Annotated in this window: 20 protein-coding genes; 4 read left to right on the top strand and 16 right to left on the bottom strand. The window is 39.8% G+C overall.

Annotation, left to right across the window (positions count from 1 at the left end; translation table 11 throughout):
• The first annotated feature begins 63 nt into the window (after positions 1-63).
• Positions 64-1,440: a Trk system potassium transporter TrkA gene (trkA, locus tag JG479_RS00100; RefSeq protein ID WP_004335170.1), complete on the top strand. Its 1,377-nt coding sequence runs from the start codon at positions 64-66 to the stop codon at positions 1,438-1,440.
• A gap of 81 nt (positions 1,441-1,521) precedes the next feature.
• On the opposite strand, the gene JG479_RS00095 is transcribed toward trkA, so the two are convergent.
• The 8 genes from JG479_RS00095 to JG479_RS00060 form a co-directional block, all read right to left on the bottom strand.
• Positions 1,522-1,737 (bottom strand): calmodulin, encoded by a 216-nt coding sequence (locus JG479_RS00095; RefSeq protein ID WP_200219692.1) that lies wholly within the window; start codon positions 1,735-1,737, stop codon positions 1,522-1,524.
• A gap of 77 nt (positions 1,738-1,814) precedes the next feature.
• Complete coding sequence (locus tag JG479_RS00090; protein ID WP_004335174.1) at positions 1,815-2,027, bottom strand: calmodulin; 213 nt, start codon at positions 2,025-2,027, stop codon at positions 1,815-1,817.
• A gap of 140 nt (positions 2,028-2,167) precedes the next feature.
• Positions 2,168-2,380: an EF-hand domain-containing protein gene (locus JG479_RS00085; protein ID WP_004335175.1), complete on the bottom strand. Its 213-nt coding sequence runs from the start codon at positions 2,378-2,380 to the stop codon at positions 2,168-2,170.
• 466 nt (positions 2,381-2,846) lie between these two features.
• Complete coding sequence (locus JG479_RS00080) at positions 2,847-3,506, bottom strand: flagellar brake domain-containing protein (protein WP_200219691.1); 660 nt, start codon at positions 3,504-3,506, stop codon at positions 2,847-2,849.
• Positions 3,507-3,550: 44 nt separating this feature from the next.
• Positions 3,551-5,002 carry a TrkH family potassium uptake protein gene (locus tag JG479_RS00075; protein ID WP_004335179.1) on the bottom strand — a complete coding sequence of 484 codons (1,452 nt, stop codon included), beginning with the start codon at positions 5,000-5,002 and terminating at the stop codon, positions 3,551-3,553.
• Positions 5,003-5,098: 96 nt separating this feature from the next.
• Positions 5,099-5,713, bottom strand: coding sequence for a YigZ family protein (locus JG479_RS00070; protein WP_004335181.1), 615 nt, complete (start codon positions 5,711-5,713; stop codon positions 5,099-5,101).
• A gap of 86 nt (positions 5,714-5,799) precedes the next feature.
• Entirely contained in the window at positions 5,800-7,122 is a 1,323-nt protein-coding gene (pepQ, locus tag JG479_RS00065) for a Xaa-Pro dipeptidase (RefSeq protein ID WP_004335183.1), read from the bottom strand.
• A gap of 310 nt (positions 7,123-7,432) precedes the next feature.
• Positions 7,433-9,319, bottom strand: a complete 1,887-nt coding sequence (locus tag JG479_RS00060) for a transglycosylase SLT domain-containing protein (protein ID WP_200219690.1) — start codon at positions 9,317-9,319, stop codon at positions 7,433-7,435.
• Between the two features lie 192 nt (positions 9,320-9,511).
• Here JG479_RS00060 and fadB point away from each other — a divergent pair, with 192 nt between their 5' ends.
• The 3 genes from fadB to tusA all read left to right on the top strand — a co-directional run bounded on the left by fadB (position 9,512) and on the right by tusA (position 13,400).
• Complete coding sequence (fadB, locus tag JG479_RS00055) at positions 9,512-11,671, top strand: fatty acid oxidation complex subunit alpha FadB (RefSeq protein ID WP_138489862.1); 2,160 nt, start codon at positions 9,512-9,514, stop codon at positions 11,669-11,671.
• A gap of 4 nt (positions 11,672-11,675) precedes the next feature.
• Positions 11,676-12,845, top strand: coding sequence for an acetyl-CoA C-acyltransferase FadA (gene fadA / locus JG479_RS00050; protein WP_024597185.1), 1,170 nt, complete (start codon positions 11,676-11,678; stop codon positions 12,843-12,845).
• Between the two features lie 315 nt (positions 12,846-13,160).
• Entirely contained in the window at positions 13,161-13,400 is a 240-nt protein-coding gene (gene tusA, locus JG479_RS00045) for a sulfurtransferase TusA (RefSeq protein WP_007377644.1), read from the top strand.
• Between the two features lie 101 nt (positions 13,401-13,501).
• On the opposite strand, the gene JG479_RS00040 is transcribed toward tusA, so the two are convergent.
• From JG479_RS00040 to dnaA, 8 genes are all read right to left on the bottom strand, one after another.
• Positions 13,502-13,987, bottom strand: coding sequence for an REP-associated tyrosine transposase (locus JG479_RS00040; protein ID WP_200219689.1), 486 nt, complete (start codon positions 13,985-13,987; stop codon positions 13,502-13,504).
• 301 nt (positions 13,988-14,288) lie between these two features.
• Positions 14,289-14,738 carry a hypothetical protein gene (locus JG479_RS00035; RefSeq protein ID WP_004335197.1) on the bottom strand — a complete coding sequence of 150 codons (450 nt, stop codon included), beginning with the start codon at positions 14,736-14,738 and terminating at the stop codon, positions 14,289-14,291.
• 74 nt (positions 14,739-14,812) lie between these two features.
• A complete protein-coding gene (glyS, locus tag JG479_RS00030; RefSeq protein WP_149601904.1) occupies positions 14,813-16,882 on the bottom strand; it encodes a glycine--tRNA ligase subunit beta in 2,070 nt (689 codons plus the stop codon).
• A gap of 1 nt (position 16,883) precedes the next feature.
• Positions 16,884-17,786: a glycine--tRNA ligase subunit alpha gene (glyQ, locus tag JG479_RS00025; protein WP_004335201.1), complete on the bottom strand. Its 903-nt coding sequence runs from the start codon at positions 17,784-17,786 to the stop codon at positions 16,884-16,886.
• 140 nt (positions 17,787-17,926) lie between these two features.
• Positions 17,927-20,353, bottom strand: a complete 2,427-nt coding sequence (gene gyrB, locus JG479_RS00020; RefSeq protein WP_024597183.1) for a DNA topoisomerase (ATP-hydrolyzing) subunit B — start codon at positions 20,351-20,353, stop codon at positions 17,927-17,929.
• Positions 20,354-20,365: 12 nt separating this feature from the next.
• Positions 20,366-21,460, bottom strand: a complete 1,095-nt coding sequence (gene recF, locus JG479_RS00015) for a DNA replication/repair protein RecF (RefSeq protein ID WP_024597182.1) — start codon at positions 21,458-21,460, stop codon at positions 20,366-20,368.
• A gap of 15 nt (positions 21,461-21,475) precedes the next feature.
• The gene (dnaN, locus tag JG479_RS00010; RefSeq protein ID WP_004335206.1) at positions 21,476-22,579 is read right to left on the bottom strand and encodes a DNA polymerase III subunit beta; all 1,104 of its coding nucleotides are present in this window, start codon (positions 22,577-22,579) and stop codon (positions 21,476-21,478) included.
• Between the two features lie 13 nt (positions 22,580-22,592).
• Positions 22,593-23,975: a chromosomal replication initiator protein DnaA gene (gene dnaA, locus JG479_RS00005; protein ID WP_004335207.1), complete on the bottom strand. Its 1,383-nt coding sequence runs from the start codon at positions 23,973-23,975 to the stop codon at positions 22,593-22,595.
• Between the last annotated feature and the right edge of the window lie 42 nt (positions 23,976-24,017).

Below are 24,017 nucleotides of genomic sequence, written 5' to 3'. Positions count from 1 at the left end.
CATTTATGAAACATTAAATGGCTATTTTTTTAATTAAATTATGATCAATACCACGGGTAAATAATGAAAATAATTATACTCGGTGCCGGGCAAGTTGGTGCTACGCTTGCTGAAAACTTAGTTGGCGAACAAAACGAAATTACCGTTGTTGATATAGACGGTAACCGATTACGTGAACTTCAAGATAAGTACGACTTACAAGGGGTTATGGGCCACAGCGCGCATCCTGATGTATTACGCCGTGCAGGTGCTGAAGATGCCGATATGATTATAGCGGTAACCAGTTCAGATGAAGTGAACATGGTTGCATGCCAAGTGGCATACAGTATTTTTAAAACGCCCACTAAAATCGCCCGCATTCGCTCAGAGCAATATTTAAAATACCGCGAAAAACTTTTTCAAAACGATGATTTACCAATCGATCATTACATTGCTCCCGAAGCACTGGTCACTAAGTATATTCGCCGTTTAATTGACTACCCTGGTGCCCTGCAAGTATTGCAGTTTGCTGATGGCATGCTCTCGTTAGTAGCCGTAAAAGCTTACTATGGCGGTTTACTTGTAGGTTATGCGTTATCTGCACTTAAAGAACACATCCCTAATGTAGAGACTCGTGTTGCCGCTATTTATCGTCAAGGTAAAGCAATAAAACCATTGGGTACCACCGTTATTGAAGCTGATGACGAAGTATTCTTCATTGCCGCTACAAAACATATACGCGCAGTAATGAACGAGCTACAAAAACTTGAACGTTCTTACAAAAAAATTATGATAGCTGGTGGCGGTAACATTGGGGCAGGCCTTGCCCGCTCACTTGAAAAAAACCACACCGTTAAATTAATTGAACGCAGTAAAGAACGTGCCGAGCAACTCTCAGAAATGCTCGATAATACGGTCGTTTTTTGTGGTGACGCATCTGATCAAGAACTGCTCTCAGAAGAGCATATTGAACAAGTAGATGTGTTTATTGCCGTAACCAATGACGATGAAGCAAACATTATGTCAGCCATGCTTGCAAAACGTATGGGCGCACAAAAAACCATGGTGCTTATCCAGCGTGGTGCTTACGTTGATTTGGTACAAGGCGGCGAAATAGATATTGCCATATCGCCACAACAAGCAACTATATCAGCGTTATTAACGCACGTACGCCGTGGTGATATTGTTAATGTGTATTCACTGCGTAAAGGTGCGGCAGAAGCCATAGAAGCGGTAGCTCATGGTGATGAAAACACATCTAAAGTGGTTGGTCGTGCGATTGCCGACATAAAACTTCCTGCAGGTACAACTATTGGCGCAATAGTACGTAATGACGATGTACTGATAGCCCACGACGATACAATTATTATGTCGGGCGATCATGTCATTATGTTTTTAATCGACAAAAAACATATTACCGTTGTAGAAAAACTATTCCAAGTAAGTGCTATATTCCTTTAACTAGTTACGCTAATTAGTTAATTTAAAATACAAAAAAGCCGCTGACTAAGGCGGCTTTAGTGGAGTATCTTCGAATATTGATTACTGTACTTTTGAAAACTCTTCTTTAGAGATTTCACCATTTCCATCAGTATCTAAATCATCAAAAATCTTTACAAGCTGAGTGTTAACCTTTGCTTCTTCCATTGTAATAGCACCGTTACCATCTGCATCAAAAGAGGCAAAATCTACTGCGGCATATGCTGCTGATGAAGATGCTAAAACGATAACTGCAAGTGTTGTATTTAATGTTTTCATAATAATATTCCTAGTAATATGGGAAGTCCTTTTCAAAGATCCCTGACTGTGAAAAATGTTTAATCTGAAAAGATTAATTAGTAATTAGCGAATTCTTCTTTAGAAAGCTCGCCGCTACCATCAGTGTCTAGCTCAATAAATTCAGCCATTAAATCTGTATCGACTGCCGCTTCGCTTGGGCTAATTGTGCCGCTACCATCGATATCAAGGCTGTCAAAATCTGATGCTGCAAATGCAGCTGAAGAAGATGCTAGTACTATAAGTGCTAATGCTTTATTTAAATGCTTCATAACTTAATCCTTCAATGTTCTATCAAAAAAATTGCTTCGTTTAACTTAAAACGTAATTTTTAACTTCCTTGTTATCCTCTTTCGTAAGCTCCCTTGCCTACTTAGGTTGTCTTTGGCAACTCAGGATAAATACTTTTTAATTAAGCTTCTGAAAATTCTTCTTTTGATAACTCACCATTTTGGTCAGTATCAAGCTCAGAAAACATGCTCATTAATTTTGCGTCTACTGATGCTTCTGCTTGGCTAATTGTGCCACTGCCATCTACATCAAGTGTGTCAAAATCTGTTGCTGCAAAAGCGGCTGAAGAAGATGCAATAGCGATAAGTGCTAAAGTTTTATTAATGCTTTTCATAATATGTATCCTTCAAATTTATGTGTGTGCGATTAAGTATTTCACTTTGAATCACGATTTCGTTCAGTACACCCTGACTATTACAACTTAAATGCCAACATTGAAAAGCCATTAACTTTCAATAAGTTAAAAATAAAACGTACAATAAGTAGGAATTTTCAGAGTCATTACTGTTGCCTTTTCGCAACACGCTTTAGAGGTAAAAAACTAAAGTTATTAAAAACAAATAGTTATGTTTATATAAAAAGATACATTTTAAAATATAGAGCTATAAAAGGAGGGATTTTAAAAAATAGTTAAGGTTAATTTTAACGAAGTAGCTATAACAACAAAAAACAAGCCATAATAAAAAACACGTAAAACATTGTTTTATTTGAATAATATTTTTAATTATATAAAAACAAAAAAATACTTTATAAATACCTCACGTAAAACGCCATTTTGTTGCAAATAAGCGAAAAACGATTTATTCAACGGTGGGCTCAAGCGCAGATGGGTCTATAAAATGCTCTTTCATAAAGGTTTTCATTTCATCCTCGCTTGCTAGTAGCTTAATTCCGCAGTGCACACCTGCGACATGCTCTTTAACACTGCAAATTTCACCTTCAAAATCTTTATCACTACTATTGAGTACGACAGTGCATTGCATATCTTTAATACCTTCAGCTTGCTGATCGCCTCTAATATCAAACATTACACCAGTGAGTGAAATATCCTTAATAAGGCCTTCAAGCACTCTATCGTCACTTATTTTTAGCTTTGCAGGTAACAAGGTAGGTATGCGTGTTTGCGAGCGTAGCGCAAATAGCTGCACTTGCTTAGGAAAGTTAATAAAGACGAGTTTAGCGGGATGAGAGGCTACTGACATAATTTGCTGGCGAAACGCAATAACTTGCCCGCCACTGCCTTCAATCAGTGCTCTTACAACAACCATTACACCATCACGTAAATAGTCACTCGCTGCAGGTAAACGCTTAGCATTGGGATAATTTAAAATAATAAACTGTTTATCGAGTAAACCAACTAATTCAGTTTTAACACGCTTACTGCTTGTAGGTGTTAATATTTCTAGGTCAACTAAGCTGCCTACACTTATATGCTTTAGCTTTTCTAAATTTGTTGGCATATCCCTTTCCCAATAGTTCGTAATTTAAAACTTAAGCCGCTCGTTTATCCACGCCAAAAAGTAGGCGTAAATAACACTAATAAAGTAAATATTTCTAAACGACCAAACACCATTGCAATAGTAAGCAACCATTTAGCACCATCGGTTATAGCACCATAATGCGACGCTACATCTCCTAAACCAGGCCCTAAGTTATTTAAACAAGCCGCAGTGGCTGAGAACGCAGTTATGTTATCCATACCCGTGCCCATAAGCGCTAACATAATAATAATAAATACCAGCGCATAAGCAGAGAAAAAACCCCACACAGCTTCTACTACTTTGTCTGGCAACGCCTTACGACCCAGCTTGATTGAATATATAGCCCGTGGGTGCACCAAACGATTAAGCTCACGCACACCCTGCAAGTAAAGTAAGAACACGCGCACTACTTTCATACCACCACCGGTAGAGCCTGCACAGCCACCAATAAAGCTCGAAAATATAAGTAAAATAGGTAAAAACAAAGGCCATGTTGAAAAGTTATCAGTAGCAAAGCCTGCTGTTGTACTCATTGAAACAGCTTGAAATAACGCCTGATCGAGGGTTTCATCGCCATTAGCAAATATTTCGTTAGAGGAAAGTACAGTAAAACAAATAACCACCAGCGCTAATTGAATACACAAAAACACCTTAAACTCTGGATCTCTAATATAAACTTGTATGTTTCGGCTCGCCACTGCGGCGTAATGCAGGGAGAAGTTAACAGCTGCAATAATTAAAAAGAACACACAAATAAAGTTAATTACAGGGCTGTCAAAGTGCCCCATGGAGGCGTCGTAAGTAGAAAAACCACCTATCGCCACCGTTGAGAATGCATGACATATAGCATCAAACCACTCCATTCCTGCAGCCCAATAAGCCAGCATACAAGTAATAGTCAACGACACATAAATATACCAAAGGTGCTTTGCAGTATCGGCAATTCGCGGGGTCATTTTAGAATCTTTTACAGGCCCTGGTATTTCAGCGCGGTACAACTGCATACCACCAACACCTAGCATTGGGAGTATAGCAACAGCGAGTACGATTATACCCATACCGCCAAACCACTGGAGTTGCTGGCGATAAAACAATACCGACTTGGGTAAATACTCAATACCGGTAAGTACTGTAGCGCCGGTGGTTGTTAAGCCAGAAAATGCTTCAAATACCGCATCGGCGAGCGATAAATTAGGTTCTTGTAAAAAGATAAGCGGCAAGGACGCAAACGCCCCAAGTACCAGCCAAAACAAAACAACAATTAAAAAGCCTTCACGTGCTTTTAAATCACCGTTTTCATGGCGGTTTGGGTAATAAGCCATCATGCCAATAACAACACTAAAAATAAATGCTAAAACAAAGGGAACACCACCACCGTCTTTGTATATTAAAGACACCAGTGCCGGAGGCACCATGGTAATACTAAACAGCGCAACAAGTTGGCCAAGAATTTTTATGATGGTACGAAATTGCATTTAGCTTGTCGCTTTTATTATTAGTAAATTCAGGCTGAGTAGTATCAACCAAATTAAATAGGGTCAGTATGCATTATATGCAATTTGTGTAGGTTATTACTCTTTAATAGTTAACTCAACTGCGCCGTGACTTAAATCAAAAATATCTTTGATTGCTTGCTGAGCTTCACGGCTATCGATTGTAATCACCCACTCAATATTAGCAGTAAATTGCTTATCAATATTAAGCACTTGATACTTTGTTTTTAATAACTGCTCAATCGCGCCTTGCATGCTGTACTCGCTACTCCCAGTAATTTCAACGCTGGGAACTTTAAGCACCGTTTGCAATTTTACTAATGCATTATTTAATGAGCCACCATAAGCACGTACTAGCCCGCCGGTGCCTAATTTTATGCCGCCAAAATAACGTGTCACCACGGCAGTGATTTCGCCAAGGCCCGAACCCACCAGCACATTTAACATAGGCTTTCCTGCAGTGCCATTTGGTTCACCATCGTCCGAAAAACCATAAACATGGCTGCCACCGGGGTTGCCTGCCACATGTGCCCAGCAGTTATGGCGTGCATCGCTATACTTTTCTTCAATGCTTTTAATAAATGTTTTTGCTGAATTTAAATCGGGGGTGTGTGCAATGTGGACTATAAACGTACTTTTTTTTATTTCTTCTTGATGAAAAACGTCAGCAGCAGGATATTTATATTCAGACATATTAAAAGCTCAATTAAAAATGGGGCCTAAAGGCCCCGATCATATGCATATTTTAACGTTTATTCGCTAACTCGTCTTTATAGAAATTAATCGAGTTCTAAATTACGCGTCATATTCTCTAGGCTATCTTCGTGAACAATAATGTTATCTTCAATACGAATGCCGCCAAATGGTTTAAATGACTCTACCTTTTCCCAGTTAATAAACTGCTTATTATCGGTTTGCGCTAAATCACTAAGCAGTGAATCAATAAAGTATAAACCTGGCTCAATAGTAAACACTTGGTTTTTTTCGATCAGGCGAGTACAACGCAAGAACGGATGCCCTTCTGGCGATGGTTGATGTGTGCCCTTTTCGTCACTCATAAAACCGCCCATATCATGCACTTGTAAACCTAGGTGATGTCCTAGTCCATGCGGGAAGAAAGTAGATGTAATTTTACGCTCAACAATTTCCTCCGCGGGTAGGTTAACAATTTTAAAGTCACTAAGTATTTGTGCGATACGATTATGACATTCAACGTGTAAATCACCATAAAGCATACCCGGCTTTAAACCTTTACCTAACTCGATTTGTTGAACAGTCATGGCTTGTACAAGCTCAGCAAACTCACCCTGCTTTTTAAAATCATACGTACGAGTAATATCAGCAGCGTAACCATTAAAGTTTGCACCGGCATCAATTAAAAATGAGTTGTGGGTGTGTGGCACTTTTGGATCAAAGTGCGTGTAGTGCAAAATAGCGCAGTTTTCGTTAAGCGCAACAATGTTGCCGTACGGCATTTCATTTTCGCTTTGACGTGTCGCCATTAAGTACGCCTGTTGAATGTCGAACTCGCTACCACCATTAAAGAATGTATCGCGTGCAGCTTTATGCCCATCTACTGCAATACGGTTAGCGTTGCGTAAACATTCAAGTTCGTACTGCGTTTTATAAGCGCGGTGGTAATGAAAATAGTTAAGTACAGGCTCAGGGTTCATAATACTAAAACCAAGAGCTTGCGCTACTTCAATGTATTCACCCATGTAAGCATATTTAGCTTTATCGTATGGTAATAACTTTTCGACTTGATCAGGCTGAAGTAGTAGCTCTATATCAAAGTACTCAGCCCAAAAGTCGCGAGGCTCGTCTGGTACTTTATGCCAAAAATCTACTGGACGATAAAATATTAGCTTTGGTTTGTCGCTGCCATTTACCACAATCCAGCAATGAGGATTGTCAATAACCGGTAACCACGCTTTAAACTGTGGATTAACTTTAAATGGATAATACATATCATCTAAAAACTGGCGCTTAGCTTGGCCTGAATGAATTACTAATCCTTCTAACCCTTCGCTATTACAAATTGTACGAGTACGCTGTTGCAGTGTTGCAATATGTTCGGCGTATAAAACGGCTAATTTATCCATTGTTAATCCATCTGTTAAATTTAACTTGCTATGAGTCTATCACTTATACCAATTGCATTAAATTAATGATCTATTATAGCGATAAGAAAATAGCTTAATAACAAGGCTAAAATTATGATACATAGTTGTTCTATATAAATAATTTTTAACGCAGTTATTGAATTATTTAATACGCTAGAATGATCATGTTTTTAATAAAATTGGTATTACCCTCAGCGCTCAAAAAAGGAGGATATTTAACATGTAAACATCCCCCTTATTAATACCTATACCTATCGTGTTAAGTTATTGGTCGATTGGTATCATATATTCAACCGCCCATTTTCATTTCGAGTAGCGGCGCTAATACATTACCTTCTCGGCCCATTCTTGTATGGTAAACCTGCCTGTACGCAAATACATTTTTTACGTAATCGCGGGTTTCGCGATACGGAATAAGCTCTACCCATAACTCAGCCGGAATAGCGTCATCGGGTAACCAACGCTTTATACGATGATAACCCGCATTATAAGAAGCCGTAGCCAGCACTTCATTGCCATGGTTTTTCTTTTTTAAGTATTGTAAGTAACTAGTACCTAACCTAATATTTGTTTTAGGTTGATATAAACGACTACTTGTCACACTGCCTTTATTTACATACTCAGCAGTACTAGGTAATAACTGCATTAAACCACGCGCATTAGCATGCGAGCGTGCATCTGGCGCAAAAGAGCTTTCGCGCCTTGCAATAGCAATACTCCAAGCAACATCTATCTTGCTACGTTTACTGTAGCGCTCAAAAACATCTTGAAACGCAAACGGAAAACGTTGCTCTACATTATCCCATGCTTTAATTTTTGCTAAAGTAAAAATAGTACTGTCGTGCCAACCTAAATCGGTAGATAACTGTGATGCTGCCAGCTTTTCTTCATCGCTAGAGGTATCCGTTAAGTAATTCCATTCACGGCGCGCCGACGTAAAGCGCTCAATATCATAAAGTGCTTTTGCACGCTTAAAGCCTGGTGCATTACTCACTTTATCTACAAGTACCTTATCGACTGCTAAAGGCTGATTATTTAAATCAACGGGCAACCCCAAACGTGCTGCGGCTAAAAAGCCGTAATAATCACGATTAGCCGCTACTTTCTTCCAAATGTCGTCTGCTTTTTGTTGCTCGCCACGTTGTGCATAGCTATAAGCTAACCAATATTGCTGACCAAGGCTTAAATTTTCTTTACCTGTAAAGAATGCAGCAATCCCCTCCCAATCTTGGGTTTTGAGCATATTGCCCAGTTGCCACTGAATAAGCTTGCTGTCTAGTCGCTCTTTTGGCACTTTATTTAGCCAAAAGCTCGCTTGTTTATGCCCGCTAGAGGCAAGTGACAATGCAAAGGTGTAATACACATCCGCTTTTTCTTCATCGCTGTACTTAAATATTTTTTCTAGCTTTTCCCATGCTTTTAAAGCTAGCTCTTTATCGCGCCAAACCAAACGTTTAACACCATAAATAGCTATTTGTCCTTCTTTAGCCGACTTGTTTTTATATCTATATAATCCAGCTGCCGTGCTTGGATCTTTTCGCACTTTTAGATATAAATCAGCTAAGTAACGATCCTTACTTGGCAATAAAGTTTTTAAGTAAGGTAATAAGCTTTGCGTCCCGCCTTGTGCAGCAAGTGTTACACGCTTCCAAACCGTTTCTTCTTTCATGTAGCCTTTTTTACGCCACGTAGAAAATAAACTATCACAACCATTAGGTTGCGATTTACCAACGGCCCATAAGTCGGTCACCTGATTTAGAATTGCCTTTTCGGGCGCACCTAAATCAAGCTGAAAATCTAAATAAGTACAAGTAAGCTCCGCATTAGACGTTTCACGATAGTTGCGGATATACGCCGCCTTTTCATTGTTATCTTTTAAATATTCTAACCATGCTTTGCGCACCGGCCACTCAAGCGGCGTATGCTGGTATATATTTAAATATTCTTCTATTTCTGCCTGATGTTTAATGCTCGGATGGCGTTGCCAATACGTTTTTTCAACATAAGGTTTTAACGGATGATTTAGGTTACTAACCGCTTGTTTAAAGTCTTGGTAACTGCCGTACCTTACTTTTTTTTCGGCATCTAAAAATGCATCGTTATCGTTACTTGCCTCGGCAGAATGAAGAGGAAAAATGAATGCAGCTGCCGCAACACTTAGTAAATATTTTTTCATAATGTCCTTTAATAAAAATTAAAGTTGTGAATAAAAACTTTTCAACCACCTTAGCACCAAACCAGCTATATTTTAACCAGTCGATTGTAACCGAGTTAAATTTTTCGTTGCATTTTTAATTTAAAGCAAGCACACTGATTGAAATGCAAACTCATCGTACCAGTCTTAGTTCGTCAACTAGGGAGAATAATAATGTTATATAAAAGCGATTCCTTTGAAGTTAGCTTCCTGAAGGAAAACATCGCCGAGTTTAAGTTTTGTGTTGCAGGTTCTGTAAACACACTATCTCAAAAAACTCTTTCAGATTGCGCAGCAGCATTAAAAGAATTAGCCGCCAATACTGATATCAAAGGCATGATTTTTACCAGTGATAAAGACCACTTTATTATTGGTGCCGATATCTTCGAATTTTTACCTACATTTACTAAACCTGAAGAAGAATTAGTAGTGTGGATCAAAAACGCAACCGACGTTTTTGATGCAATTGAAGATTTACCATTCCCAACTCTAAGCGCTATAAACGGTATGGCACTTGGCGGTGGTTGTGAGTGGGCACTTGCTACCGATTATCGTGTGGCAAGCGAAACAGCTAAAATGGGCCTACCAGAAGTTAAACTTGGCATAATGCCAGGGTTTGGTGGCACAGTGCGCTTACCACGTATCATTGGCGCCGATAACGCGATGATGTGGATTACCTCAGGCGCAGAAAACCGCGCAGCAGATGCCCTTAAAGTAGGTGCGTTTGACGCGGTAGTTAGTGCTGACAAACTTCTAGAGTCAAGTGTATCAACACTTGAACTGGCGATTGCTGGCAAGCTAGATTGGCAAGCAAAACGCAACGTAAAACTACAGCCACTTAAATTAAACCGTGTTGAGCAAGGCATGAGCTTTGCTATGGCAGAAGGTATGGTAATGGGTAAAACCAAAGGCCACTATCCTGCACCGGTTATGGCTGTACGTACTATTAAAGCAGCGGCAAACTGTACTCGCGATGAAGCAATGGCAATCGAAAACGCTAACTTTGCTAAATTAGCACGTACACCAGAAGCAGCTGCACAAACTGGTATATTCCTAGCTGACCAATACATTAAAGGTAAAGCACGTAAATTTGCTAAGCACAGCGATGTAGAAATCAAACAAGCCGCAGTATTAGGTGCTGGTATTATGGGTGGCGGTATTGCATACCAGTCTGCTTATAAAGGCACACCTATTATAATGAAAGACATCCAACAAGATGCGCTTGATTTAGGTATGGGTGAAGCATCTAAATTGTTAGGTGCAAAAGTTAAGCGTGGCCACATGCCAATGGAAAAAATGTTGGCAACACTTAGCAAAATTAAACCAACACTTAACGAGTCAGACCTACAAAGTGCCAACATCATTGTTGAAGCCGTTGTAGAAAACCCTAAAGTTAAGCAAGCAGTACTCGCTGATCTTGAAAAGAACATGCCAGAAGGCACTGTACTTACTTCAAATACATCGACTATTTGTATTGATTTACTAGCACAAGCGCTAGATAAGCCAGAAAACTTCTGTGGTATGCACTTTTTCAACCCTGTGCCAAAAATGCCATTAGTAGAAATTATCCGTGGTGCAAAAACCTCAGATAAAACAATTAATGCAGTAGTTGATTACGCGCTTAAATTAGGTAAATCGCCAATTGTTGTTAACGATTGCCCAGGCTTTTTTGTAAACCGTGTTTTATTCCCTTACTTTGCAGGTTTTAGCAAATTAGTGGTTGAAGGCGCTAACTTTGCAAAAGTAGATAAAGTAATGGAAAACGTATTTGGCTGGCCTATGGGTCCGGCTTACCTACTTGATGTTGTAGGTATTGATACAGCGTTCCATTGTACTGGCGTAATGGCTGACGGTTTCCCTGAGCGTATGGCGCGTGCTGATAAAGACCCTGTGACTATTTTTGCCAACGAAAAACGTTTTGGTCAAAAGAACAAAGCCGGTTTTTACAAATACGAAACAGATCGTCGCGGCCGTCTTAAAAAGTCTCATGACGAGACAGCAATTGAGCTACTAAGCCCAATTACAGACGCACCAAAAGAATTTGATAAACAAGAAATCATCGACCGTTGTATGATTCCAATGATCAACGAAGTGCTACTGTGCTTGCAAGAAGGCATTGTTGCCTCGCCGCAAGAAGCAGATATGGCATTAGTTTACGGTGTTGGTTTCCCTCCATTTAGAGGCGGCGCGTTCCGTTACTTAGATCAAACTGGTTTAGCTAACTTTGTTGCAGCAGCAGACAAATACGCTCACCTAGGTGCGATTTACCAAGTATCTGAACAAACTCGCAAGTGGGCCGAAGAAGGTCGTGTTTTCTATAAGGTGGAAGGTTAATATCATGAATAATCCAGTAATTGTAGATTGTATCCGCACACCAATGGGTCGCTCTAAAAGTGGTGTATTCAAACATAAACGTGCAGAAGACTTAAGCGCACATTTAATGAAAGGCTTACTAGATCGCAACCCTGCAGTTGATCCAGCATCAATTGACGATATTTATTGGGGTTGTGTACAGCAAACATTAGAGCAAGGCTTTAACGTAGCACGTAACGCATCATTGCTTGCCGGTATTCCGCACAGCGTTCCTGCTGTTACGGTTAACCGTTTATGTGGCTCTTCTATGCAAGCATTGCATGACGCAGCACGCGCAATAATGACAGGCGCTGGCGACACTTACCTAATTGGTGGTGTTGAGCACATGGGTCACGTACCTATGACTCACGGCAACGACTTTCATCCAGGCCTTGCAACATCAATTGCACAAGCGTCTGGCTCTATGGGCTTAACAGCAGAATACCTTGCAACGCTTCATGGCATTAGCCGTGAGCAACAAGATGAATTTGCTTACCGTTCACATCAACGTGCACAAGCTGCAACTGTTGAAGGCCGCTTCCGTCGCGAAATTTTAGCAATGGAAGGTCACGATGCAGATGGTTCGCTTATCTTAGTTGAAGACGACGAAGTAATTCGCCCAGAAACAACAGTAGAAGGTCTATCAAAGCTTCGCCCTGTATTTAATCCTGCATCGGGTACGGTAACAGCCGGTACGTCTTCTGCACTTTCTGACGGCGCATCTGCAATGTTAGTAATGAGCGAAGAAAAAGCAAAAGAGCTTGGTTTGCCAATTCGTGCGCGTATTAAAGCAATGGCAGTCGCTGGTTGCGATCCATCAATTATGGGTTACGGCCCAGTACCAGCAAGTAAAAAAGCACTTGCTCAAGCCGGTATTACAATTGATGACCTAGGCGTAGTAGAACTTAACGAAGCCTTTGCAGCACAATCATTACCTGTAATGAAAGATTTAGGGTTAATGGATGTTGTTGACGAAAAAGTGAATTTAAATGGCGGCGCAATCGCACTTGGTCACCCACTGGGTTGTTCGGGTTCGCGTATTAGCACATCGCTTATTCACTTAATGGAAGACAAAAATGTACGATACGGTTTGGCAACTATGTGTATAGGTTTAGGCCAAGGCATTGCAACTGTATTTGAACGTGTTCAAGACTAATTAGTTTTAAACATGTAAAACCATCTTGGTGATTAAAAAGGCGAACTGAATAAAATCAGTTCGCCTTTTTTATTAGCTTCAATTTATGAAAACCACCCTTTATCAAACAAGCATGTAACATCGTAATTATGTGATCGGGCGTATTATTAAATAAAGTCTTTTGCAGCAATAAAGTTTCAAATAATATGGGCATATTAAGATAAGTAAAATAGTTAAATTACACTTAAAATTGCGTTAAACTCCCAAACTTATTAATTGCTATACCTAAGCACTCGCGTACACAGCAATCACTTTAATTAAACAGGCCAATTTATTATGAGCTTTGATAATCCCGATCACCAATTAGATGCCATAGGCCTTCGCTGCCCAGAGCCAGTAATGATGGTACGTGCTGCTATTCGTAAAATGAGTGATGGTGAAACGTTATTAATAACTGCTGATGACCCATCAACCACTCGCGACATTCCGAGTTTTTGTACGTTTATGGATCACACGCTGGTGGCTAAAGATGCAGAAGAAGCACCGTATAGATATGTGGTTAAGAAAGGGCTTTAAAATAACGTAGGTTGGGTTGAGTTTTACGAAACCCAACGTATCTTATAATAATCGAAATAATTTCACTCATCGTATATATCGTTTAACTTATTATCACTCCCTCAGTTACTCGGTAATTTTGAATCTTTGACATATCGATGAAAACTCGAAAAAGGCCAATTACTGGCTTTAGAAACATATTTATGTTTCACAGGGTTGTAGTGGATATAATTAATATGGTTATTTAAGTCTTCTTCATCTCTAATTTTATGCTCCCAATAACGGCGCTGCCAAATTCCACGCTCTCCCTTCGCTATTCGACTTTTATTACAAAATTCTGTTGCTGGAAGCTCTCGAGAAAAGCCTGATTTTATAAGCCGCCAACGCATTGCATAATTATTATCGCCTTTTGGTAATTGCCAAATAACATGAAGGTGATCGGGCATGATAACGATTGCAATCGTCTTTATTGGATGCTTTTTTGCCACCTTTGAATACACACGACGTAATAACTCTATATTTTCCACGAGCAAATGCTGAGATCTATCTTCTAAATTTACCGTAAAAAAATAACATGCGCCCGCCTCTAACATACGTTTATAACGCATATTTTTACCTATAGAATAAACAGATAAATAAGAGTATAGATTAGTTTTGTTAATTATAATCAAGACAATTTTAAGTCAAACTTATCCATGATATTGTTGCACGCTTATAGCAACCACATAAACTTGTGTCTGGCGTAGGTTGTTTAATAACCACCAAAATAGTTTTATTCGCCACACATGTTGGGTTTCGTTTCACTCTACCCAACCTACGAAACCCCCTTGGTGTTAATGCTGAATAAACACTACAACGTCCTTGTCACAAATCCATTAATTCACTCGGGCTGCTTTAAAAATACAGCTATCACTTCTTCGTTATCGTCACTTGTGGCTTATCGTAGTCACTGTAATCAATACTTACTATGTACGTGCCTTTTATTGCTGGTGTGAAACTAAAGTAGTTATAAATAGTATTACAGTCTGCGATAGCTGGCTGGCCGAGTGTTAGTTTTTGCCCTGCTGGTTGTGCATCGCTGTAACCACAGTTATAACCTTCACTAAAATCGGCATCGGCTATTTTAAATTCGTACACTTTACCTGGGGTCGAAAATTTAACTTGTGCTTGATAAAGCGCAGGGCCAACTGGCGCAAACTGATACTGGGGTTCTGCATCCCACAATGTAAAGTCGCCACGTAAGTAAATAGTGCGGTCAAGCTCTTGCTGTGGCAATACATCGTTAATCGAAATTTGGCTTGTACAGGCTGTAAGTAAACCAGCAATTGCTAAGGTTAAAATTCGTTTCATAGAAATCATCAATGGGTATCCTTTGCATACAGTGAAAACTAAAAAGCCAGCAAAACGCTGGCTTTTAAAATTGCTAATCGGTGTTATTTTTGTAAAACAGAAATATCTGCAATACCTAAAAACAATCCGCTTAACTGGCTTAATAGCGCAAGACGATTTTGCTTAACAGCTTCATCGTCGGCCATAACCATTACGTTGTCAAAAAAGTTATCAACACTTTCACGAATACCCGCCAATTGGCTTAATGCTTCTTGGTAGTTTCCATCTGCGTAAAGTGGCGCAAGGTCTGTGGCAAATTTTGCTACTTGTGATGCCAATACTTTTTCGGCGTCGTCGCTTAATAAGCTCTCATCAACACTACCTTGGCTGGTAATGTCGTTTTTAGCCAGAATATTACCTACGCGCTTATTAGCCGCTGCAAGCGCTTCTGCTGCGTCTAATGTACGGAAGTGGCTTACGGCTTTAACACGGCGGTCAAAATCAACAGGTTTAGTCGGACGACGTGCAAGCACTGCTTGAATTACGTCTACTTCAATACCTTCGTCTTGATACCAAGCACGGAAGCGCCCTAGCATAAATTCAAATACGTCAGTTGATACATTTAAGTTAGTTAACTTGTCGCCAAACAATGTTTGCGATTTAGCTACTAGGTCTAAAATATCAAGTGGTAGTTCTTTTTCTACCATGATACGCAGTGCACCAATAGCAGCACGACGAAGAGCAAATGGGTCTTTGTCACCTTTAGGTGCTTGGCCTATACCAAAAATACCCACCAGCGTGTCAAACTTATCAGCAATCGCTACTGCGCAGCTAATTAAGTTTGTTGGTAAGTTATCCCCTGCAAAGCGTGGCATGTACTGCTCGTTTTGCGCTACGGCTACATCTTCGGCTTCACCATCGTGGCGAGCGTAATGCATTCCCATTACACCTTGCACGTCGGTAAATTCCATAACCATTTCAGTCATTAGGTCAGTTTTACTTAATAAGCCTGCACGCTGTGCTAGGTCTTTATCAGCACCTAATTGCTCAGCAATATAACCTGCAAGCTCACTAATGCGCTCAGACTTATCTTTAAGCGTACCAAGTTGCTTTTGGAACAATACGCTATCAAGCGACTCTAATCGGCTTTCTAGGGTTTTCTTTTTATCTGTTTCAAAGAAGAACTGTGCATCGGCTAAACGCGGGCGCACTACTTTTTCGTTACCAGAAATAACCACACTTGGATCTTTACTTTCGATGTTAGATACAAACAAAAACTTATTTAAAAGTTTGCCGTTTTGATCTAATAACGGGAAGTATTTTTGATCGTCTTTCATGGTGTAAATTAACGCTTCGGCTGGTACATCTAAAAATGCTTCTTCAAATGTTGCCGTTAAAGTAACTGGCCACTCCACAAGTGATGTTACTTCTTCTAGTAAATCTTCATCCATTGCAACAACAGCGTTAACTGCGCTTGCAGCCTCTTCTATTTGTGCTCGAATTTGCGCTTTACGTTGCTCGTAATCAGCAATAACGTAAGCAGATTTAAGTACGTCAAAAACGTCATCTGCATGGTTAATGCTAATTTTTTCTGGGTGATGAAAACGATGACCCTGAAGCTGGTTAGTTATTTGCTTACCAAGTATTTCGCCTTCAAGTAGCACATCACCAAATAAAATAGTGACTGTATGCACAGGACGAATAAATTGTGTTTTATTCGCGCCCCAACGCATTGGTTTAGGGATTGGTAATTTACTTAATGCTTTTGTGATTGCATCTGTCATTAGGGTTTTAGTTTCTTGCCCTGCTACTTTAGCAATGTGCAATAACCAAGCGCCTTTATCGGTTTCAAGTGTTTGTGCGTCTTTTACTTCAATACCACAACCACGTGCCCAACCCATTGCTGCTTTTGTTGGGTTACCTTCACTGTCGAACGCTGCCTTTGTTGCTGGGCCACGCTTTTCAACTTCTTTGTCTTGTTGCTTAGCTTCAAGCGCTTTTACTTGTAAACCCAAACGACGAGGCGATGCATACCAGCTTACGCCTTGGTGTGCTAATTCTAATGTTTCTAGCTCTTGAGTTAAGTTTGCAGCAAAGGCTTCTGCTAATTTACGCAATGCTTTTGGTGGTAACTCTTCAGTGCCAATTTCTACTAATAAATTTTGTGCTGACATTTTACTTATCCTTACACAGCGGGAAACCAAGCGCTTCACGTTTGTCATAGTAACTTTGTGCACACGCTTTTGATAACGCACGAACGCGTAAAATATAACGCTGACGTTCGGTTACCGAAATTGCGTGGCGTGCGTCTAGTAAGTTAAATGCGTGCGATGCTTTCATTACTTGCTCGTATGCAGGTAGTGGTAAGTTAGCTTCAATTAACTTTTGGCTTTCTGCTTCACACTTATCAAACTGTGCAAATAAGTCTTCTACGTTTGCATGTTCAAAATTATAAGTAGATTGCTCTACTTCATTTTGATGGAACACGTCGCCGTATGTTACGCGCCCTAGTGGACCGTCTGCCCATACTAGGTCGTAAATGCTATCTACGCCTTGAATGTACATTGCTAAACGCTCTAGGCCGTAAGTAATTTCGCCTGTTACTGGTGAGCACTCTAAGCCACCCACTTGTTGAAAGTAGGTAAACTGCGTTACTTCCATGCCGTTTAACCAAATTTCCCATCCCAAGCCCCATGCGCCTAGCGTAGGTGATTCCCAGTTATCTTCTACAAAGCGAACTTCGTGAGTAAGGGTATCAATACCCATTGCCGCTAATGAGCCTAAGTAAAGCTCTTGGATGTTATCTGGCGATGGTTTTAAAACTACTTGGAATTGGTAGTAATGTTGTAGGCGATTTGGGTTTTCACCATAGCGGCCATCCGTAGGACGACGACACGGCTGAACGTACGCGCTCGACATTGGCTCTGGACCAATAGACTTTAAAAATGTTTGCGGGTGAAATGTCCCGGCGCCCACTTCCATATCAAGTGGTTGAATAATGACACAGCCTTGCTGCGCCCAATAATCCTGTAAAGCCAGGATCAAACCTTGAAAGGTTTTTACGTCATATTTTTGCATATTTGGCTTTTTACTATCTAAGAAGTAGCGTGAAAATTACCCTTAGTATACCGTGTGTACACTCAGGTTTTAAGCAGTTTGTGTAATTGAAAAAATAAAAAAGGAGCCATTAGGCTCCTTTTTCGGTGTAAGTAATATTTTTACACGTCTAAATTAACTACGCGTAGAGCGTTAGTTTCGATAAACTCTCTACGAGGCTCTACTTGATCACCCATTAAGGTGGCAAATAATTGATCCGCGCCAACAGCATCTTCAATCGTTACTTGTAACATACGACGAGCACTAGGATCCATTGTCGTTTCCCAAAGCTGGCTTGGGTTCATTTCACCCAGTCCTTTATAGCGTTGAATGTAGATCCCGCGCTTAGATTCTGTGATCAACCATTCCAAAGCATCCACAAAGTTATCAACAGGTTTTGTTTTCTCACCACGTTGAATATAAGCACCTTCTTTTAGGATGTTTGCAATGTTAGTACCAGTCACAGCAATGCGTTGGTAGTCACGTGATGCAATAAAGTCATAATGAAGTACATGTGCTTTATCAACACCGTGCTGACGAATATTCACAACCGGGTAATACATATTACGCTCAGCGTCAAACTCTGTGCCTGCATGGAAAATAGTTGCATCTTCATCACGTGCAATCAGGTCATCAACTAACTCTTTTGTCCAAGCAATTACTTTAGCTTCGTCAGAAAGGTCATCAGTTTTCAACTCTGTTTGGTAGATTAAGCGTTCCATTACCGTGTTAGGATATTTACGCTTTAAACGCTCAATAACTTTAACTGTATTTTGGTAATCGTGAACGACTTTCTCAAGCGCTTCACCTTCTAGCGCAGAAGCATCTGCACTTGGATATAAAGCAGCATTATTAAGTGCAAGCGACGTTAAGTATTCTACTAATGCAGGATCATCTTTAATATAACGCTCTTGCTTACCTTTTTTCACTTTATAAAGTGGTGGTTGAGCAATATAAATATAACCGCGTTCTACAATTTCAGGCATTTGACGATAGAAGAATGTTAGTAGTAACGTACGAATGTGAGAACCATCCACGTCCGCATCGGTCATGATGATGATACGGTGATAACGTAATTTCTCAGGGTTATATTCGTCACGACCAATACCACACCCTAATGCAGTAATTAGTGTTGCTACTTCTTGCGAAGATAACATTTTATCAAAACGTGCTTTTTCTACGTTTAATATTTTACCTTTAAGCGGAAGAATAGCTTGGTTTTTACGGTTACGTCCCTGCTTGGCTGATCCGCCAGCAGAGTCCCCTTCCACTATATATAGTTCAGATTGGGCTGGGTCTTTTTCTTGGCAATCAGCTAGCTTACCAGGTAAGCCTGCTAAGTCCATTGCACCTTTACGTCGTGTCATTTCACGGGCTTTACGCGCCGCTTCACGTGCTCGTGAGGCATCAATAATCTTACCTACAACAATTTTGGCATCAGTTGGGTTTTCTAATAAAAACTCAGTGAATTTTTCAGCCATTGCTTGTTCAACCGCAGATTTAACTTCACTTGATACTAGCTTGTCTTTAGTTTGCGATGAGAACTTAGGATCAGGAACTTTAACACTAACAACAGCCGTTAAGCCTTCTCGGGCATCATCACCGGTAGCATTGCTGGTTGTTTTAGCTTTTTTGTTAAAGCCTTCTTTTTCCATGTAGTTATTAAGTGTACGTGTTAGCGCTGATCTAAAACCGGCTAAGTGAGTACCACCATCACGTTGTGGAATATTATTTGTGAAACAGTAAATGTTTTCTTGGTATGCATCATTCCACTGCATTGATACTTCAACGCTAATACCATCTTCTTCACGTTCGTGAGTAAAATGGAACACACCTTTATGTATAGGTGTTTTATTACGGTTTAAGTATTCTACGAAAGCTTGAATACCGCCTTCATATTTAAAGTGGTCAGATTTATTTTCTTCACGCTCATCATTTAAGATGATGCTCACACCTGAGTTTAGGAATGAAAGCTCGCGTAAACGCTTAGCTAAAATGTCGTAATGAAAATCTAAATTTGTGAATGTTTCAGCGCTTGGCCAAAAACGTAATTCTGTACCAGTTGTTTCTGAGTCACCAATTACAGCTAAAGGTGCATCTGGAACACCCATAGTATAAAACTGCTCATGAAGCTTTCCTTCACGACGAACAGTCAGTTTTAGTTTTTCTGAAAGTGCATTTACAACAGAAACACCAACACCGTGTAAGCCACCTGATACTTTATAAGAGTTATCATCAAACTTACCACCGGCATGAAGTACCGTCATAATAACTTCGGCTGCAGATACGCCTTCTTCTTCATGGATAGAAGTTGGGATACCACGACCGTTATCTCGAACTGAGACAGAACCGTCTAAGTGAATCGTTACATAAATATCATCACAATGACCTGCTAAGGCTTCATCGATCGAGTTATCAACGACCTCAAACACCATGTGGTGTAAGCCTGTGCCATCATCGGTGTCCCCAATATACATTCCAGGACGCTTTCTTACTGCGTCTAATCCTTTAAGTACTTTAATACTCGACGAGTCATAATTCTCAGACATGGTTAATCCCACTTATCTTGTTATTAGGTTGCCATGTTTCACGTGGAACATTTGTAGTTCTCGTTGCATGGGTTCCACCACAGCAGAAATACTTTCAGATAAAATTGAAGAGATAAAAATTTGAGAACTGCAGTGAGCAAGTAATTGTCCCACTTTCTCTTTTGTATCTTCGCCTAATTCTGAAGGTAGATCATCTATTAGCAATATAGATTGCTTATCTGTCTCTGACTCAATTAAGCTATTTTGCGTAACTTTCAACGCATACAATAATAGCTTCAATTGACCGCGTGAGAATGTATTCTCCACACTGTTGCCAGCGACACTAAAACTAAAATCGGCCTTATGAGGGCCTTTACTTGTAAACCCTTGGCGAGCATCTCGCTCAAAGTTTTGCTCTAACGCATCTGCAAGAGATTCAGTCTCTTTCCAGCCTGCGCTAAAGGTCATTTCTAAATCACGTACAAGCGTTAATTCTGCACACATTTTATCAAAAAATTGCTGCTTAAACCTACTTATATACGCCAATCTTAATTTATTTATTTCTTCAGCCAGTCTAACAAATTCTTTGTCCCAAAACTTAATTTGGTCAAAATAATTCTTGGGCTTAGTTTTTAATAATGCATTACGTTGTTTAAGTACTTTATTAAATGATTGCCACAAAAAAAAGAACTCATGTTCCACGTGGAACAAACCTAAATCTAAAAACTTTCTGCGCTCTTTAGGTCCACCAAAAAACAAAGAATAACTCTCTGGTGTAATAATTTGTACAGGCATAAGTTGAGCGAGTTCTGATATCTTACGGCTCGCCTTACCTTGAATTTTTAAATTGGTCTCACCCGTTTGCGTTTTACTAATACCAATTGGAATTGATAAATCGTGTATTGTTTTACGCCCGTGAATTACAAATTGCTCTTGCTGGTGCGCAATAATACTTTTGTGTTTTGGAGTACGAAAAGATTTGCCATGTGAAAGGTAATATATAGCCTCTAAAAGGCTGGTTTTTCCGCTGCCATTTTCACCATAAATTATATTAACGCCGTTGACTGGTTCTAGCGTCAGCGCCTCAATATTACGAAAATATTTGAGGCTCAAATGACTTAAGCTCATTATGTATTTATAGTCTTATAAACGCATAGGCATAACAACGTACATTGCTTCTTCATCGCCAGCACCTTCAATTAATGCACTGCTGTTTGAGTCGGCTAATGTAAATAGTACGTCTTCTGTTTTTAATGTGTTTAGTACATCTAATACGTAAGACACGTTGAATCCTATTTCTAGGTCCGCGCCTTCGTAACTTACTTCCACAACTTCTTCAGCTTGTTCTTGCTCTGGGTTATTGGCAGTAATTTTTAATAAACCGTTTGATAGGTTTAAGCGTACACCACGAAATTTTTCATTCGATAAAATAGACACTCGTTGAAACGCATTTCGTAACCATTCTCGGTTAGCTGTAATTACTTTGTCACCACCACGTGGTAATACACGACGGTAATCAGGAAAGCGTCCATCAACTAGCTTACTTGTAAATGTAAACTCAATATCAATGATACGAATATGGTTAGCACCAAACTGAATTGTAACCAATTCGTCGTCAGCTACCATAAGGCGCATAATTTCTTGCACACCTTTGCGAGGTATAATTAATTGACGTTGAGTATTAAGCGATTGCGTTAATTGCTTTTGTGCAATAGCTAAACGGTGACCATCTGTTGCTACTGTTTTTATGTCTGTATTATCTACTTCAAACGACATACCGTTTAAGTAATAACGTACGTCTTGATTTGCCATCGAAAAATGCGTGCTTTCAAGTAACTTACGAAGCTCTAAACGAGTTAGTTGAAATTCAACCTCACCATCCCACTGCTCTAAATTAGGAAAATCATCAGCAGATAAAGTCGTTAATGAAAAACGGCTTTTACCACTGGTTAAAAGTAATTGGTGCTCTTGCAAGCTTAAAGTAATGTCTGAACCATCTGGTAGACTTTTACAAATATCGAGTAACTTTTTAGCGGGTAACGTTAGTTTTGTATCGGCAATATCATCACCTACAAATACGCCAGAAACTAATTCAATTTCAAGGTCAGTACCCGTCATTGAAAGTTGTCCGTTTTCTACCACTAACAAAACGTTAGATAAGATTGGTAGCGTGTGTTTGCGCTCTATTGCACCCGACACTTGCACCAATGGCTTTAAAAATTGTTGTCTTGATATTGTTATTTGCATAATAAAGTCAGCCCTAAGATGACAATGTTCTTATTAAGTTTTGGTAATCTTCTTTAATTTCGTGGCTTTCGTCACGTAGTGATTTTATCTTACGACATGCGTGTAATACGGTCGTATGATCGCGTCCACCAAATGCGTCACCAATCTCAGGTAAGCTGTGATTAGTTAATTCTTTAGATAATGCCATGGCAACTTGGCGTGGCCTTGCTATAGAGCGGCTGCGGCGCTTAGACAATAGATCTGACACTCGAATTCGGTAGTACTCAGCAACGGTGCGCTGAATATTATCTATCGTAACCAGCTTATCTTGCAAGGCAAGTAAATCGCGTAGTGCTTCTTTTACAAAATCAATCGAAATTGGACGACCTGTAAAATTAGCATTAGCAATTACACGGTTAAGTGCGCCTTCTAGTTCACGTACATTTGAACGTAATTTTTTGGCGATAAAAAAGGCAACTTCATGTGGTAAGTTAATCTTACTTTGCTGTGCTTTTTTCATCAAAATAGCAACGCGAGTTTCAAGCTCTGGTGGCTCAATCGCGATTGTTAATCCCCAACCAAAACGTGATTTAAGACGGTCTTCGACCCCTTCAATCTCTTTTGGATAACGGTCAGAGGTTAAAATAATTTGTTGGTTGCCTTCAAGCAATGCATTAAAGGTATGAAAAAACTCTTCTTGTGAACGCTCTTTATTAGCAAAAAATTGAATATCATCAATCATTAATGCGTCAACACTGCGGTAATAACGCTTAAATTCTTCTATCGCATTGTTTTGCAGTGCCTTTACCATATCTTGAACAAAGCGTTCTGAATGCATGTAAACAATTTTAGCATCTGGCTTGTTTGCCATAATGCCGTTACCTACTGCATGTAATAAGTGAGTTTTACCTAAACCAGTACCACCGTAAATAAATACAGGGTTAAAAGCAGAGCCAGGATTATCGGCAACTTGAGTAGCCGCTGCTTTTGCTAATTGGTTTGATTTACCCTCAACAAAGCTGTCAAAGGTATAATTTTCTTTAATGTTAGATTTGTAACCTGACTTAGGTGCAGGTTCAACAACAGGCTTTTGCTCACGAGGCTGTTGTTTTGTAGAAGCTTGTGGTGCTGATTGCGTTTCTATAACCGGTGCAGCTTGAGCATTTAATAAAGGCTTACTACCTACATCAAAACGTAGTTTTGGTGCTTCAACACCACAAATTTCTACTAATAATTCGTTAATTCTATTTAGGTACTTTTCTCTTACCCAATCAAGCACAAAGCGATTAGGTGCATAAATCGTCAAGGTATCTTCGGTACTTTCTGCTTGTAGTGGTCTTACCCACATACTGAATTGCTGCGAAGGCAGCTCATCTTGCAATACATATAAACAACTTTGCCAAACCGACAGATACACAGTTAAACTCCCAGAGATATAATTTTTATTCCCGCACATCAT

It is taken from the genome of Pseudoalteromonas sp. LC2018020214, from assembly GCF_016598755.1.
Classification (GTDB): domain Bacteria; phylum Pseudomonadota; class Gammaproteobacteria; order Enterobacterales; family Alteromonadaceae; genus Pseudoalteromonas; species Pseudoalteromonas distincta.
Note: the sequence above shows the minus strand (reverse complement) of the source record. Positions and strands in the feature narration are given on the sequence as shown.